Origin of the sequence: Alcanivorax sediminis (genome assembly GCF_009601165.1) — a bacterium.
GTDB lineage: Bacteria > Pseudomonadota > Gammaproteobacteria > Pseudomonadales > Alcanivoracaceae > Alcanivorax > Alcanivorax sediminis.
In genome coordinates, this window is the sequence record NZ_WIRE01000001.1 from 2,269,302 (window position 1) to 2,284,372 (window position 15,071).

General features: G+C 56.0%; 12 protein-coding genes. 8 read left to right on the plus strand and 4 right to left on the minus strand.

Features of this window, described 5'->3' with window-relative positions:
- Nucleotides 1–76: 76 nt before the first annotated feature.
- From GFN93_RS10295 to GFN93_RS10315, 5 genes are all read left to right on the plus strand, one after another.
- Nucleotides 77–1,117, plus strand: coding sequence for a PA0069 family radical SAM protein (locus tag GFN93_RS10295; RefSeq protein WP_153501011.1), 1,041 nt, complete (start codon nucleotides 77–79; stop codon nucleotides 1,115–1,117).
- 190 nt (nucleotides 1,118–1,307) lie between these two features.
- Nucleotides 1,308–2,084 carry an SDR family NAD(P)-dependent oxidoreductase gene (locus GFN93_RS10300; protein WP_235901786.1) on the plus strand — a complete coding sequence of 259 codons (777 nt, stop codon included), beginning with the start codon at nucleotides 1,308–1,310 and terminating at the stop codon, nucleotides 2,082–2,084.
- Nucleotides 2,081–2,698: a TetR family transcriptional regulator gene (locus GFN93_RS10305; RefSeq protein ID WP_153501012.1), complete on the plus strand. Its 618-nt coding sequence runs from the start codon at nucleotides 2,081–2,083 to the stop codon at nucleotides 2,696–2,698. The genes GFN93_RS10300 and GFN93_RS10305 overlap by 4 nt, the downstream gene beginning before the upstream one ends.
- A 59-nt stretch (nucleotides 2,699–2,757) precedes the next feature.
- Complete coding sequence (locus GFN93_RS10310; protein ID WP_328594731.1) at nucleotides 2,758–3,348, plus strand: alpha/beta family hydrolase; 591 nt, start codon at nucleotides 2,758–2,760, stop codon at nucleotides 3,346–3,348.
- Between the two features lie 231 nt (nucleotides 3,349–3,579).
- Nucleotides 3,580–4,776 carry a tetratricopeptide repeat protein gene (locus GFN93_RS10315; protein WP_153501013.1) on the plus strand — a complete coding sequence of 399 codons (1,197 nt, stop codon included), beginning with the start codon at nucleotides 3,580–3,582 and terminating at the stop codon, nucleotides 4,774–4,776.
- 5 nt (nucleotides 4,777–4,781) lie between these two features.
- On the opposite strand, the gene GFN93_RS10320 is transcribed toward GFN93_RS10315, so the two are convergent.
- On the minus strand, nucleotides 4,782–5,939 hold the full coding sequence (locus GFN93_RS10320) for a rhomboid family intramembrane serine protease (protein WP_194285789.1): 1,158 nt from the start codon (nucleotides 5,937–5,939) through the stop codon (nucleotides 4,782–4,784).
- Nucleotides 5,940–6,282: 343 nt separating this feature from the next.
- Entirely contained in the window at nucleotides 6,283–6,750 is a 468-nt protein-coding gene (locus tag GFN93_RS10325; RefSeq protein ID WP_153501015.1) for a hotdog fold domain-containing protein, read from the minus strand.
- A 142-nt stretch (nucleotides 6,751–6,892) separates the two neighbouring features.
- Between GFN93_RS10325 and GFN93_RS10330 the strand changes: the two genes are divergently transcribed.
- Together GFN93_RS10330 and GFN93_RS10335 are read left to right on the plus strand one after the other, a co-directional pair.
- Entirely contained in the window at nucleotides 6,893–9,823 is a 2,931-nt protein-coding gene (locus GFN93_RS10330) for a DUF748 domain-containing protein (RefSeq protein ID WP_328594511.1), read from the plus strand.
- A gap of 255 nt (nucleotides 9,824–10,078) precedes the next feature.
- Complete coding sequence (locus GFN93_RS10335; protein WP_153501017.1) at nucleotides 10,079–10,825, plus strand: spermine/spermidine synthase domain-containing protein; 747 nt, start codon at nucleotides 10,079–10,081, stop codon at nucleotides 10,823–10,825.
- A gap of 94 nt (nucleotides 10,826–10,919) precedes the next feature.
- Here the strand turns inward: GFN93_RS10335 and GFN93_RS10340 are convergent, their stop codons facing one another.
- Nucleotides 10,920–12,839 (minus strand): transglycosylase SLT domain-containing protein, encoded by a 1,920-nt coding sequence (locus tag GFN93_RS10340; RefSeq protein WP_153501018.1) that lies wholly within the window; start codon nucleotides 12,837–12,839, stop codon nucleotides 10,920–10,922.
- Between the two features lie 206 nt (nucleotides 12,840–13,045).
- Here GFN93_RS10340 and GFN93_RS10345 point away from each other — a divergent pair, with 206 nt between their 5' ends.
- Entirely contained in the window at nucleotides 13,046–14,020 is a 975-nt protein-coding gene (locus GFN93_RS10345; RefSeq protein ID WP_153501019.1) for a class I SAM-dependent methyltransferase, read from the plus strand.
- Nucleotides 14,021–14,090: 70 nt separating this feature from the next.
- On the opposite strand, the gene GFN93_RS10350 is transcribed toward GFN93_RS10345, so the two are convergent.
- Nucleotides 14,091–15,071, minus strand: a complete 981-nt coding sequence (locus tag GFN93_RS10350; protein ID WP_153501020.1) for an NAD-dependent epimerase/dehydratase family protein — start codon at nucleotides 15,069–15,071, stop codon at nucleotides 14,091–14,093.

Sequence of the window (15,071 nt, forward strand, 5' to 3'; positions counted from 1 at the left end):
AGACACTGAAAAAACATTGAGCCGCTGCTCCTGTTGATATACTGTACGTAAAGACAGTATATCAACAGGAGTGGGTATGCCTGCCGTAAATCGGGGAACGCTCAGTCAGATGCCGGGCCGCTTTGCTGTTTCGCACAGCGAGATGGATGAGGGACCAGTTAATCGTCCGACCCGTTATCACCGCGAGTTGGCCAAGAGCATTATCATAACCAATCGCAGTCCGGACTTGCCCTTCGCCCAGAGCATCAATCCTTATCGAGGCTGTGAGCATGGCTGTATTTATTGCTATGCCCGGCCGAACCATGCCTACGTGGATCTTTCCCCCGGTCAGGACTTTGAAAGTGAGATCTTCTGCAAGGAAAACGCAGCAGAAGTGCTCCGCGAAAGCCTGCGAAAGCCCGGCTACCGCTGCCAGCCAGTGGTACTGGGCACGGCCACAGACCCTTATCAACCGGCAGAGCGCGAACGACGTCTGACCCGAGAGTTGCTACAGGTGCTGGCGGACTGCCAGCACCCCTTCAGCCTGATAACCAAGAGTACGCTGGTGCTGCGTGACCTGGATCTGATCGCCCCGATGGCCAAAGCGGGGAGAGCGAGCGTTACCGTCTCTGTTACTACCCTGGATAACCGCCTCAAGGCACAGCTTGAGCCCCGTGCCAGTGGCGGCAAGGAACGCCTGCGTGCCATTCGTGAGTTGAGTCGCGCTGGTGTGCCGGTATCGGTGCTGGTGGCACCAGTGATTCCCTTTATCAATGACCATGAGCTGGAAGACATAGTTGGTCAGGTGGCACAGGCGGGTGCGGAGCACGCCGGATATGTGGTGTTGCGTTTACCCCATGAGGTTGGCCCACTCTGGCAAGCGTGGCTTGAGGAGCATTACCCGGACCGGGCAGAAAAGGTCATGTCGGTCATGCGAGATCTGCACGGCGGCGCTATTTATGACAGTCGCTGGCATCATAGACAAAGCGGTCAGGGAGCCTGGTCCCATCTGCTGCGACAGCGATTTGAAACTGCATGCCGTGGGGCTGGCTTGGCTGCGCGGGAATCCATGACACTGGATAGCTCTGGTTTTGTTCCCCCGGGCCCTGAAGGGCAGTTGGCACTGTGGGAGGCATGATGCGCTGTTCGTTAGACGTCATTAGCGAGGAGGAGAGTCGGCGTTTGGATGTGGGCATATCGTGCTGATTTAAAAAAAGAAATTTTCACTGCAGATATTTTGGATCCGGGCTTCCGTGCAGGTTTTTCTGGCCTGATTTCCTTGGCTTTGCTATTTTAGTGACCCTTGGTTACTTAAATGGAGATTGAAGATGGAATCAGCAGCATTGCGCGCAGTTGTAGTGACCGGTGCCAGCGCCGGTATTGGTGAACAGTTTGCCCGGCAACTGGCGGTGGCTGGTCACCATCTGGTTCTGGTAGCGAGGCGTCTTGATCGTTTGGAGGCACTGGGCAGTGAGCTGCAGGAGCGTCATAACATTCAGGTTGTCTGCATTGCCTGTGATCTTGCCAAGCCTTCTGCCGCAGAAGAGCTTGTCGCTGCGCTGGCAGAGAAACAGGTTGAAGTTACCGGCCTGATCAATAATGCCGGTTTCGGTGATCGTGGTTTTGTCGAAGCGCTTTCCTTGCAGCGTCAGCTTGACATGATTCAGGTAAATGTAACGTCACTCGTTGACCTGACCTGGCGTTTGTTGCCGGGACTGAAAAAAGTCGCCAACAGCTTCATTATCAACGTGGCTTCGACAGCGGCCTTCCAGGCCGGTCCTAACATGGCGGTATATTACGCCAGCAAGGCGTTCGTGCTTTCCTTTTCCGAGGCTCTGCATGAGGAGCTTAAAGGCGATGGTGTGGCGGTCAGCGCGCTGTGTCCAGGGGCAACAGATTCCGAATTTGCCAGCGAGGCGAACATGACAGAGACCATGCTGTTCAAGGCCGGGACAATGAGCGCTGAAGACGTTGTGCGTAAAGCATTGGCAGCACGCCGCCGTGCGATCGTCATTCCTGGTTTGAAGAACCTGCTGCTGGTCTGGATGGGCAAATTGTCACCACGTATGATTACACGCCGTTTGGCTGGTATCCTGCAGGCATGAATTCTTGTTGTTTCCAACGCGCCCGTTCGCCTGAGCAAAAGGCAGAGCGACGGGCGCAAATACTCCAGGCTGCTGAGGACGCTTTTGAAAGCGACCGCTTTCAGGCGGTAGCGCTGGTCGATATCGCCAGACAGGCAGGTGTCACCAAGGCGGCCCTGTACCGCTATTTTCCCTCCAAAGAAGCCCTCTTTCTTGCGCTTTACCTGAGCGAGCTGGAGGCCTTGGCTGACATTGAGCTTCAGGGTGGCAAGCCGCTTTGGGAGCAGATGGCGGATGTGCTGATACAGCAGCGGTTATTCTGCCGCCTCACGGCTATTCTCCACTCGGTGCTGGAGCAGAACCTTGATGTTCAGCAAGCACGGGATTTCAAACAGACCCTGTTGAAACACTTCGCCGTTCTGAGTGGTCGGTTGCAGCAGCATTATTCGTTGCCCGCAGACAAGGTAAACAAGTATCTCATGCAGGTTCAGCAAAGCATTATCGGTTGCTGGATCGTGAGCAATCCGGCCCCGGTGATAGATCACCTCCTGACAGAGCCCCCCCTGAGTATCTTTCGGGTAGAGTTCGCTGAGGCCCTCCGGCAGCAGCTGAAGGCCTTGGAGTCGGCGTTGTAGTGTTGTCGGATGCCCCCCTTCCCGAGCTATTAATCACTTCGGCAAAAAATCCCCGTGCAGTGTTGCTGCTTGCGCATGGCGCGGGTGCCCCCATGGACAGCGATTTCATGAATGCCATGGCCGATGCGGTGGCGGCACAGGGCATCAGCGTGGCGAGATTTGAGTTTCCCTACATGCATCGCCGCCGTATCGAGGGCCGACAATTCCCGCCCGACCGTGCGCCGAAGTTGATTGAGCATTTCAGCAGGGTAGTGGAGCAGGCCAGATCAATTGAGTTGCCAGTCTGGATTGGTGGCAAGTCCATGGGTGGACGTATGGCCTCTATGTTGGCGGCTGATTCGACTTTACAAGACAGCCCGGTGCAAGGTGTGGTGGCTCTGGGGTATCCTTTCCACCCACCAGGAAAGCCGGAGAAAGTTCGAACAGGACATCTTGGTGAGCTGACGGTTCCGATGCTTGTCTGTCAGGGCGACCGGGATCCGTTTGGCAAGGTTGATGAAGTGTCAGGGTATGACTTGCCTCCATCCATCCAGGTGCATTGGATGGAAAGTGGAGATCATGATCTCAGACCTCTCAAGCGTAGCGGATTGAGCCAGTCGGACTTGATATCAAAAGCCGCAAGCCAGATTGGCATTTTCGTTACATCATAAAACTCAATTGTTCGTTTGGGGATATGCATGGATGCATGTGGTTACCATGTTCGCAAGTCAGCGAGCTGGGTATGTGAAGGATGCAATAAACCCTATTGCACTCAATGTGTACCGGGGGGAGAAGCGAATTTCAAGCGAGGGCAGCCTCGCTGTCCGCTTTGTAGCCAGCGCCTTGATTGGCGTGGTGACGGTGTACCGCGGCTTCCGTTCTGGAAGCGTTCCAGTGAGATCATGGGTTATCCTCTAAGACCACCGGCACTGTGGTTGTTGCTCTTGTTTGGCCTTGCCAATGTCATGCTGAGCAACATGATGACCTTTCTGTTCTTCCTGTTTGTCTCTACCTTGCTATCTGTTTATGCGATGCTGGTTATTGCTGATGTGGCACGGGATAACTGGACTCCGCCGTCCCCCATGGATGGGATCTCGGAAGGTGGTTTGCTGTTTCGCCAGATTGGGCTACTGCTTGTTCTTTTTACCGGCCCGTTCCTTTTCGCCTCTGTTTCCATGGTGCTTGCCCTCGGCCTGCTCGCCCTGGCTACCTTCATACTGCCTGCGGCACTCATGCTGCTGGCGCTTAGTGGCTCCTTGCTCATGGCGTTGAACCCTCTGCGCTGGCTGCAATTGATCCTGACGGTGGGGGCATCCTACCTGCTGTTGTGGTTGGCGGTGATGGGGGTGACTGCGGCACCTGCACTGCTTGAGTCAGGCGAAGCGCTACCAGCACTGGTCTTTGTCGGGGCGACTTTTTCTGCTTACACAACCCTTGTTGCTGCGGCGATGATGGGCGCTATGCTCAACCAAAAGGCTCGCCAGCTGGGTTTGGCAATAGATGAAGACCGTGGTCGCTCTCTTCCGGAGGATGAATACGAGGTGGCGGAAGTGCTGGGTGGAGCACATATCTATGCTCAGGAGGGCCGCCTTCAGGATGCACTTGCAGTCGTGAATAGAGGTCTGACGACATTGCCTACTCATCCTGAGCTTAACAGGCGTCGCTTACGACTGTTGAAGTTGCTGGGTAAAGAATCGCCATGGTTGGAGCAATTAGCACGGTTCGTACGGCATCAGCTGGGCAGCGGAAATGCGGGGACGGCGGTGCAGATCTGGCTGGAGGCGGTCCAACAACAGCCGGAGCTTCGTTTTGAGGATGACCCTGCATTATGTCTGTCGCTTGCAAAAGCCCTCTATGAGCGCGGCCGTATCCGTGAGGCCCAGCAACTATTGGTGAATCTTCACCAGCGTGCACCACAGTTCAAGGGGCTAGGTGAAGCGTATATGTTACTTGCGCGGCTTTACCTTGAGTTGGGCAGTGCAGATACCGCAAAGAGGCTGGTTGGATTTGTGAAAAAACACTTTCCACAAGACCATGACAGCCAGCAGGGAATGGTCACTGCGAACTTGCTGGAACGGCTGCAAAGCCAGAGCGGATGACGCGGTTAGGAGCTTTTCAGTTCAAGCTGTTGGCTGAGTTTTTCCATTCGCGGATGCTGCCATTGTTTATCCTGTAATTCTGACACAATGGCCTTGGCAACAAGAGGCCGCTTTTGGAGCCATGCCAATTCGGCCAACAGGAGCTGGAAGGGCGGAGGCAGACGCGTTGTGTCTCCCCCAAGCTCCTCATACTCCTGCCATAGCCAAGTAAGCAGAGCGGCTTTGCCCGGCTGGCTGTTAAGGGTTTTCATTCCATCTTGCATGGCCTTGTCGAGCTGTTTCTGGCGTTTACCCATCTCCAGGTAAAATGCCCACAGTGGGCGACTGGCTGGATATTTTTCCAGCCACTGTCGGCTGCGAGCCTGGGCATCACCAAAACGCAGTTCTTCGGCCAGTCGAAGGCATGCCTCAGGTACTTGCTGGTGTTGTTCTCTCTTTGCTTGATCTGTCTGGTTGGAAGTCTGGTGACCGCTGTGTGGCAAAATGAAGGCAAGCAACAAACCGGTAATCAGGCCCCCGGCATGAGCCATGTAGGCAACGTTGCTCTCTACGGTTGCTGATTGAACCAATTCCCACCCCAGCCACACAGGAAAAAGAATTAGCGCGGGGGCGCGAAAGCTCCCAAAAACGAACCCCAGTGTATAAAAGAACTCCACCTTGCGAAGACGATAGGTACCAGCGTAGAGCCCCATTATCCCCGAGATGGCACCTGAGGCGCCGACCAGAGGAACACCGCTTTCAGGGTCCACGAGGATAAACAATGCACCGGCACCAATGCCGGCGATCAGATAGGCTGCGCTAAACCTGAAGGCTCCCCAGTACCGCTCCATGGCGGCGCCAAAGATAATCAGCCAAACCATATTTCCGAGAAGGTGAAACCAGTCACCATGCATAAACATGGATGATATAAAGGTGGTCGCAGTTGGTTTGTCAGGAATGAGCCCCCAGAGGAATGGGGAGTAGCTGGTGATCCAATCCTCAAGCTCTCCGCGCAATTGCCGCCATTGTTCCGTAGGTGGGTTGGTTTGCCAATGCTCGCTGACATGACGACTGAAGGCCTGATTAAACCAGCCATAGGTAAGCATGAACTCCGGTCCACGGTTTTCCATGGCAACCGCATCGGCGTAGGTTGAACTGTCCTGATATGACAGCCACTTCAGCAAAAGCGGAGCCTCATAGGCTGCCAGGGCCTCCAGCTGCTGATCACTAAGCGGCGTTTCGATCTGGTTGTCGCGGTGAGTGGTGGCCGCATAGATAATGGTGTTGATGATAATCAGAAAAATACACAACCAAGGGGTTGAGCGTTGGCCGGTATTTTCTCCGACGGGCAATATCAGCATTGTGATGATTCCTTCCCAAGACAGTCGCAAGCCTTCCTGGCTGCGTTAAGCGTCTGATTCCATTTTTTGGGGAAGTGTAGCCTGCCAGAGGGCAAAGCGGGAGGGTAGATGCTGAGTAGGGCGGGGTAGGTGCGCCTGCAAATGGCAGGCGCAGGGGCACTCTGCTTTATTTCGCAGGCTTCTCGCTAATCCACAGGTTGATGGTGCCTTCAACGACCACCGTGCCATCGTTGCGCATGGCCTTCACTGTTACCGGCAGATCGCCGGGCTTCCAGTCCTCCGGGTTGACTTCGGCAATGGCGGTGATGTCCGTGGTGGCCTTGGCGGTGTAGTTCACGCTCATTCCCTTGGGAATCCAGCGCAGATGCTTCGGGATAGAAGACTCGGCCATGGCGCCCATGGCGCATTCGAGTGCGTTACAGATGGCAATCACATGGACGGTCTGGATGTGATTCTCAACGCCTTTACGTTTCTTGAACTTAACTTCACAGAAATTCGGTCGCAGTTCAGTAATCACTGGGGTGATAGTGGCGAAGTAGGGGGCTTTGCGGCTGAACATCATTGAGAACAGCTTTCTGCCAGCAGGCAGCTTCAGCGCTTTTTCGTAAAGGTTAAGCAAGTAGTTGTCGCTCATGGGCGTGGCTCCAGGTGGCTCTCTTGGTGAGAATGAGGCCATTTTCCACGGTGGTCATCAGTGTGCAATGGGTTTTGGGCGCGTGCTCGCCGCGCAACTGCTACCATTGCGTCAGGATTGAAAAAGGTATGAGGGATTGGTTGTGAAGGTGTTGGAGACATGGAAGCAGGCCAGCTGGAAGATCAAAACGCTGGTGATCCTGGGGATAATTTATGTCCTCTATGCCCTGCTGGGCTTTCTGGTTGCGCCAGGGCTGGTTCGGGATAACGCCAGCGAGATTCTGGCGGAGCTCACCGGCAGGGACGTGCAGATCAACGAGGTCAAGATCAACCCGCTGGCGTTGAGCGCCACCATCAATGGTTTTGCCATCAAGGATGAGCAGACCGAGGTATTGGCCGGTTTCGATCACCTGTATGTCAATTTTCAGCTGTCTTCCCTGTTTCGCTGGAGCTGGTACTTTGATCAGGTGGCGCTTGACGGCTTGACCGTGAGAGCTCGCCGTAACCCGGGTTCCGCGTTCAATTTCGACGATGTGCTGGCACATCTTGAGGCGCAAGCTGAGGCAGAGCCAGTAGAAGAGGCTCCGCCGGAAGACGAGAACGCATCACTACCGAGTATCGCCATAGGCCAGCTGCTGCTGACCAATGGGGACCTGCGTTATACCGAAGCCGCGGGCAAAGAACCCCACGAGCTGATCCTGCCTATTGCCTTTGATATCACCAATTTCTCCACCGTAGCCAAAGACAAGGAATCCAATGACTATGCTATCCGCCTGGAAGGGCCGGATGGCGGCGGCTTCGAGTGGGCGGGGAATTTTGAATTTGCTCCCTTTACCGCCAACGGGCGGTTGCAAGTAGAGCGGGTAGACCTTGTTTCCCTTGCCAAGCTGGGTGCGGAACAGGTTCGCTTTACCGTGCCTTCCGGTGAGCTGGACCTGGAAGCGAATTACCAGTTTTCACAAGGGGAGGACATCAAGTTATTGATTTCTCAGGGCCGGGTGACCTTGCGTAATCTGTCCTTGCAGAAACCGGGAGAGGAATCGCCCAGTATTCAGTTCCCGGCGATCACTGTGTCGGGGATTGCCGTTGATACACAGGCTCAGACCGTATCGATTCCAGAGGTAGAAGTATCCAGGCCCGAGGTCAATGCGGTGCTGGAAGAGGCGGGACTGGACCTGGCGACATTGTTTCTGCCACCGGATGACGACAAGGCAGAACAGGTTAAGGAGCAGGTCAAAGAGAAGGCCCAGGCGGCGGCTGAGCGGATTGTAGAGGCCGAAACCTTCTGGAAGGTCACACTGGACAGGTTGGGCGTTAAGGGAAGCACTCTGCGTTTCCGTGACCAGACGCTGGCACCCGCCCAGACCGTGGAAATGACCGAGGGGGATTTCGAACTCACCAATCTGGTGGTGGGTGAGGAAGCCCCTTTCCAGTGGCAAGGTAGCGCGAAAATCGCTGGAGAGGGGCAGTTGACTCATTCCGGCGAGGGTATGCTCGCGCCGCTGAACATTGCCAGCAAGGCCAGCCTGAGTGGCTTGCCACTGGCTACCTTTTCTCCCTGGATGGAGCGTGAAGTGCCTCTGTCCTTGCGCGCGGGAGTGCTCGCGCTGGACCTGGATGCCAAGGTTGAAGGCGATGCGCCTGACATTACCGCCTCTGCCAGTGGCACGGTGCAGGGCCTGAATGTGCTGGAAAACGGCCAGGCCTTCTTCAAGGCCAATAATGTGGCTCTTCAGGGACTGACCCTTTCTACTGCAACCCAGCAAGTCAACATTCAGGATGTGGCGCTGAGCGGCATGGATGTTCTGCACAAGGTAGACAGCCAGGGACGTGACTTGAGTATGCGCATCGCAGCGGGTACTCGACCCTCTGAAGGCGGAAGTGCTTCTGCGAGTGGGGATAACGAAAAGCCCTGGCAAGTCGCGCTCAAGAAAGTGCGGGTCATTGGCAGTCAGGTGCGCCATGAAGACCAGACCGTGACACCGAACTTCCGCATCGGTCTCTATCAGTTATCCGGTACGGTGACTAATTTGAATACCCGTCCCGGCAGCCGTGCAAACCTCAATCTACAGGCACAGATTGATCGCTACGCTCCGTTCACAGCGAAAGGCGTGGTTTCACCCGAGCCGTTGTATTCCAACCTGAATGTGTCATTAAAGAACTACGAGATGACCAGCCTCACCCCCTTTACTGGTCTTTACCTTGGCTATCAGGTGGAGAAAGGTCAGTTGGGTGTGGATACCGGGGTGGATATCGAGAATAACCGCCTGGAGAGCAAATCCGAAATTCTCGCAGACCAGTTCTATCTGGGAGAAAAAGTGGAGAGCGAGGAAGCCGTGAAGGTACCGATCAAACTCGGTCTTTCCGTACTGAGGACCCGCAATGGCGAGATCAATTTACCGGTCACCATGTCTGGCGATCTTGATGATCCAAGCTTCAGTGTCACCGGTATGATTCTCAAGGTGCTGACCAATGTTGTGGTGAAAGCGGCGACTGCGCCTTTCTCCATCCTGGCGGGGCTGGCCGGAGGCCAGAATCTGGAACAGATCCAGTTTGCACCGGGCAGTGCCGAAGTGGGACCGGACACGTCAAACTCGTTGGCAGCAGTGGCCAAGGTGCTGACTGAGAAACCGGACTTGTCGTTTGGTTTGATTGGCACCACCAGCCAGGAAGATCGTGTGGCCCTGGCCGAACAGCAGATTGGTATGGATGTGGCCGGCGAGGACTGGGCGGGTATTGATCTGGCGCTTGAAGAATCCTCCCTGCGTCGCAAGTTGAAGCGGCGCTATGAATCCGCAACGGATCAGGATGTGGAGACGCTAGTCAGCGATCCCTTGCCGGAAGAGGGCGATGAAGCAGACAAGATGCTTGCGCGGGCGGCTTGGGATGCCATGGTCAAATCCGGTGCCAAAGCCGTTACCTCCCAGCAGCTGGTCGAGCTGGCCCGTCTGCGTTCCGAGAATGCCAAGGCGACCCTGGTGCAACAGCTTGGCGCGGAACAGTCCCGAGTTTACCTGAATGAATCCAGGGTGGATGGTGAGGTCACAGGCTTGACCCTGACACTGGGCAAGTAAACGCTGGGCCGGGGACTGGAGAAGTCTGCGGCCTGGTGAGTATCTGGCAAGGGCGATCATCGGTTGCTTTTGTTGGATGCCTGATGCCTCACGGAAGTACATCCCGTTGCCAAAATCAAAGGGCAGGGTCCTCAGAGGTTTCTGCTCTTTTTGCCTCAGGTTTTTGGCACGTGGCGGCTTACTTGCTGTTAGGAAAGACGTACTATCTTTCGTCGAGGATACCCCCCCCAAAAAAAACATGATGAACACAACAATATGGCCATAGTGTGGAGCGCCGAAAGGGAAGGTGTGCGCTACGAAGTCCACAGCAAGGGAAAGAAACTGGAGCTGTATGCCAATGGCGTACAACATTCCGAGTTCCATCCGGACCGCCTGCTGACCGGTAGTGTCTGGGATTTGTTGTGGTTGCCTGCCTTGCTGCAAGCGCCCGATCGATACCAGCGAGTGCTGGTGCTCGGGTTGGGAGGAGGGTCGCTGATACCGCCCATTCGTAAGCTTCTCAATCCGGAAACGCTAGTGGCCGTGGAGTTGGATGCGCCGCATCTGGAAGTGGCCAGGGATGTGTTTGGTGTCGCCGATATGGGGGTGGAAACGCATCTGGCCGATGCATGCCAGTGGCTGGAGGATTATCAGGGGCCCCCGTTTGACCTGATCATTGAGGACCTGTTCGCCCCGAGCAACGAGCAGGTAACCCGGGCTGTGCCTGCGTCGATGCAATGGCAGCGCAAGCTGGAATCTTGCCTGTCAGAGCAAGGAATGCTGGTAATGAACTTCGGTGACTGGCCAGAGTATCGGGACAGCGCACTCTCCGGTAACAAGGCATTGAGGGGGTTTGCCAGCCGCTTTCGCTTGTCGTGCAGCGACTGCCACAACGCGGTGATCGCCTTCAGTCGCTTGCCTGCTCGCAGTGTGAAGCTGCGTCGCCAGCTGGCAACAATTCCGGAGCTGAGCAGCAAAGAGGCGCGAGGCAGGCTGGACTATCATATTCGCCAGTTGGATTAAGACAGCTTCGAACTACGAGCTAGCAGAAAAAGCCTAAAAGCGTTTCGCGTTTGAACTTCCTCGCAGCTCATAGCTGACCGCTCACAGCTGATTTTTATTCCAACATGGACAGTGAATAGCGGCTTTCGTTTTCCTTGTCGCTGATCAGCTGTGCGGTACGGGGCTGGTCGTCATGCAAGCCGATGAACAACACCCGGTAAGTCAGGACCGCCTGCACATAATCGCGGGTTTCCCGGAAGGGAATGGATTCGACCCACACATCCGCGGGCACCGCCTTGTCGTCTTCTGCTTCCAGCCAGTTATCCACCCGGTGCGGGCCGGCATTATAGGCGGCCAGTGCCAGCAAGCGATTACCATTGAATTGTTCCAGCAACTCGGCAAGGTAGCGCGTACCCAGGCCAATATTGACGTTTTGGTCAAACAGCATGGCCTGAGTCGGTCTGTCCTGACCCACATCTCGGGCCACATTGCGTGCAGTGGCGGGCATCAATTGCATCAGGCCGCTGGCGCCAACGCCGGAGCGGGCGCGGGGATTAAAAGCGCTTTCCCGTCGTGACACGGCCATGGCCAGCCAGGGGTCAAGATTGTTCTCCAGGGCCTCCTTTTCAAACTGGGCGCGGTAAGCCGGTGGGAATCGCCACGCCAGGGTGTCCCAGGATTTGGACTGGATAGAGGCTTCTACCGCGAGGCTGTACCACTGTTGCTTGAGTGCGTAGTCGGCCAGTGCCTGCTGCTGCTCCCGGTCACTGTTCCAGAGCAGCCACAGCCATTCTCGATGAGCGGCGGTATCTTCTTCCAGTTCCTGTAGCAACTGGACCCGATTGACGGCGGCCGGTGGCTCAAAGGGAGTACTGGCAGCGTAAGGGGCATCTGAAAAACGGTAGGGTTCGCCTAGCCGGTCCGCCGCCAGGAAGGCGAAGAAGTTTCGGCCCTGGGCAGCTTTCTGCAGCAGTTCCCGGGCTGTATCTTCCTGGCCAGTGGCTTCCAGAGCCCGCGCCTGCCAGTACTGCCAGCGTGAATCGGCCTGTTCCTGCTCTGGCAACTTGGCAATCCAGTGAGCCACCGCATCCCAGTTCTGTTCGATTATGGCGCGGCGAGTGCGTTGGCTCAGCAGCTCCACATCACTGTGATCCTCCAGCCAGTTATCCAGCCATTCGCGGTTTTCCTCAATGCCTCGAATGGTGGAATACCATGCCAGCCGACGCGCCAGTGTCTGGCGAGCTTCTTCATTCTTGATGCGCTTTGCATGTTTCTCGTACCACTTTCTGGCGGTGACGGTATCGGTGTAGATCCAGCGATAAAAGCCGTCTTCACGAAGTGCTGCTTTCTGCTCCTTGCTAAGACCTTTGGGGAGGTTTTCCAGTTCGTCAGGAGAGCGGTAGAGCTTCTTCAACCAGTTGCCGGCCGTTTCATATTCGCTGCCTTCCAGGGAGCGATTCAGGTAGCGCATCAGACTGTAGTTGCCAGCTTCAAAGGCCAGTCTCTGGCGCTCCCAGATTGCCTTCTCATCAATGACGCCAGCGTTTCGGGCGGCACTGAAAAGAGGGTCACAGGCATCCGGTCGGGAGCTGCCGTAGTTCCACAGACGAGCGGCTTCCTGCAGGGCGGAATCATCGCCACTGGCCAGCCGTGCCTGGTAGTAATAGCACTGCAACGTTACCGGGCCGGGCACCTGGTTGCTGACCGCCAGGAGTGCGTCCCAGCGCTTGGCTTTGCCATAAGCGGTAATCGCGATGTCACGAATATCATCGGGAAGAGGGGAGTCATTGTATTTTTCTGCATAGGCAATGACTTTCTCCGCAGACAACTCCGGGAGGCCAGCCCTGATACGGTGGAATTCCAGGTAGGACTCCAGTGGGTGGTTATCCTCCAGCTCGGCTTCCATACGGGAAAGGGTGTCCCAGTCATCATTGCGAGCGGCATCCAGCGCCTGACGGAACGTGTCAGAGCGGGTTTCAGCCAGGGCCATTGTGGTCATCAGACTACAGGCAATCAGTACTGCGGCGCGAACCATCTGAGCCTCCATGTAAGTCGCATTTATCGGCAGATATCTTTTGATTCTACCGACCGGGCGGCTTTCGGGGAGTGCTGATTATGTAAAACTTTCAGGATTGTGATGAGAATGGGGTGACGAGCCGATGGAAGGCGCTGGCAAGGGCCTGACTGCGTTATACTTCCTGCCGGTTTGCTGCCAATCCGCTCATATTTGCACGGGACAACATGGAAAATTCTACACAACTCATACTGCGCCAGAGTGAGGCGCTAGCCGGTCGACAGGTTTTGGTGGTAGAAGCAAATGACAGTGCGCTGATGTCACTGGATGTGGGTGCCGATATTCACGTCCACGCGGATGATTTCACGATCGGGGCACAACAGTGGGCACCTGCTCCGTCTATCCCTGACAATATTGATCTGTTGATCCTGCCTTTACCCAAGTCCGGTGACCGTTTGCGTTTCCTGCTCAACTGGCTGGCGGGCGAAATTCAAGCGCCGGTGGAAATCTGGCTGGTGGGGCCGGCGAAGGGAGGCATCAAGGGGGCGCTGAAACACTTTGCTATCCATGTGGACATCAGTGAGCTGGTGGACAGTGCACGACACTGCAAACTCTACAGGGGTATGTTGCAGCCGGGTGAAAAGCAGACCCTTAAAAGTTGGGGGGAAGTGATAGCGGTGGATGAGCTGACGGCGGTGAGTTATCCGGGGGTGTTCAGCCATGGTCGTCTGGATGAAGGGTCTCGCCTTCTGCTGGATGCGCTGCAGCAGAATACCCTGCCCAAGCCGGGCAAGGTGGTTGACGTCGGTTGCGGTGCAGGTGTCTTGAGCATCACTCTGGCACGGCAGGGCTGGCAGGTGCAGGCCATGGATGTCAGTGCCACGGCGGTTGCCTCCTGCAAGATCAGTCTGGAGCGTAATGGTCTGCAAGGCCAGGTGAGTGGCGGTGATCTGTTCTCACCGGTATCGGGACGAGTGGATATGATTGTCACCAATCCTCCCTTTCATGATCGACGCCTGCGCACCACCGACATTACCCGGCGTCTGATCCAGGAGGCCCCAAGGCACCTTAAAGAGGGTGGTGAAATGTGGCTGGTGGCGAACCGGGAGCTGCCCTATGTTCAGTGGCTGGATCAGGCATTCCGACATGTGCAGGTAGCAGCGGAAACCAATCGTTTTCGGGTGTACCGGGCTGTGCTGTAAGCACGTCACTCCGTTGTCTGTTGTGACAGGATGGAGGGTGTTCCCATCCTGTCAGTTAACTCCCGTCAGCTTAGAGCAGATTCTCTTCGGCCATCCAGGTGATGCAGTTCTCGATCATGGTCGCGAGTGGGATCTGATTATTGAAACCGAGCTGTTCCACCGCCTTGCTGCTGTCCGCGTGTACCCGATGGGTAATCAGGGCAACTTTTTCCGGCGTCAGCCGAGGCTCATTGCCGGAGAACAGGCTGCCAATGGGGGAGATCTGCCCGGCCAGCCGGAGTACAAAGGGGGGCACGGTTCTGGTGGGTACCTTGCGCCCCAGCTGACGGGCAATGGTCTGTACCAGTTCCAGAAAACTGGCTTCAATGCCGGCAAGAATATAACGCTCGCCGCTTATCCCTTTCTCATAGGCCGTGATGTGAGCCTTGGCCACTTCTTCCACCGCGCAGAAATTGCCTCCGCCTGGTGGTACCCCTGGCAGCTTGCCGTCGTTGATCAGCTTGATCATCTGTGACCAGTTGTGCGTGTCTCCGGCGCCGATAATGCCACAGGGATTGAGGATGACGGCATCCAGCCCCTGGCGAATACCATTCTCTACTTCCTGCTCGGCCAGATACTTGGTGCGGTTGTAGTTGATCCAGTCGTTGGCGGCATTGGAGGGGGTGAGTTCGTTGATCGGCTCATCCTGGATGCCCCAGGCAGAAATCGATGAGGTGTGAATAAAACGTCCCGCCACATTCTTTTGTGCGGCGCTGACCATGGCGCGGGTGCCGAGCACATTGTCTTTGTATTGCTGGGCATTGCCCCGGCGCCACATGCTGGTGTTGCCGGCCACATGGAACACCGCGTCTGGAGCGGGAGGCATGACCAAGGCCAGTTCGGTAGCGTTATCCAGTGGTGCCTGCACCACCGACACCCCCTTGGCCTGTAGCGTTGAGGCATCGCTGCGAGGCCGAATCACGGCGGTGACATCCCAGCCTTTTTCCAGCAACTGGTCCACGATATGGCCACCCAGAAACCCCCGGGCTCCACTAATAAATGCCACCGGCAT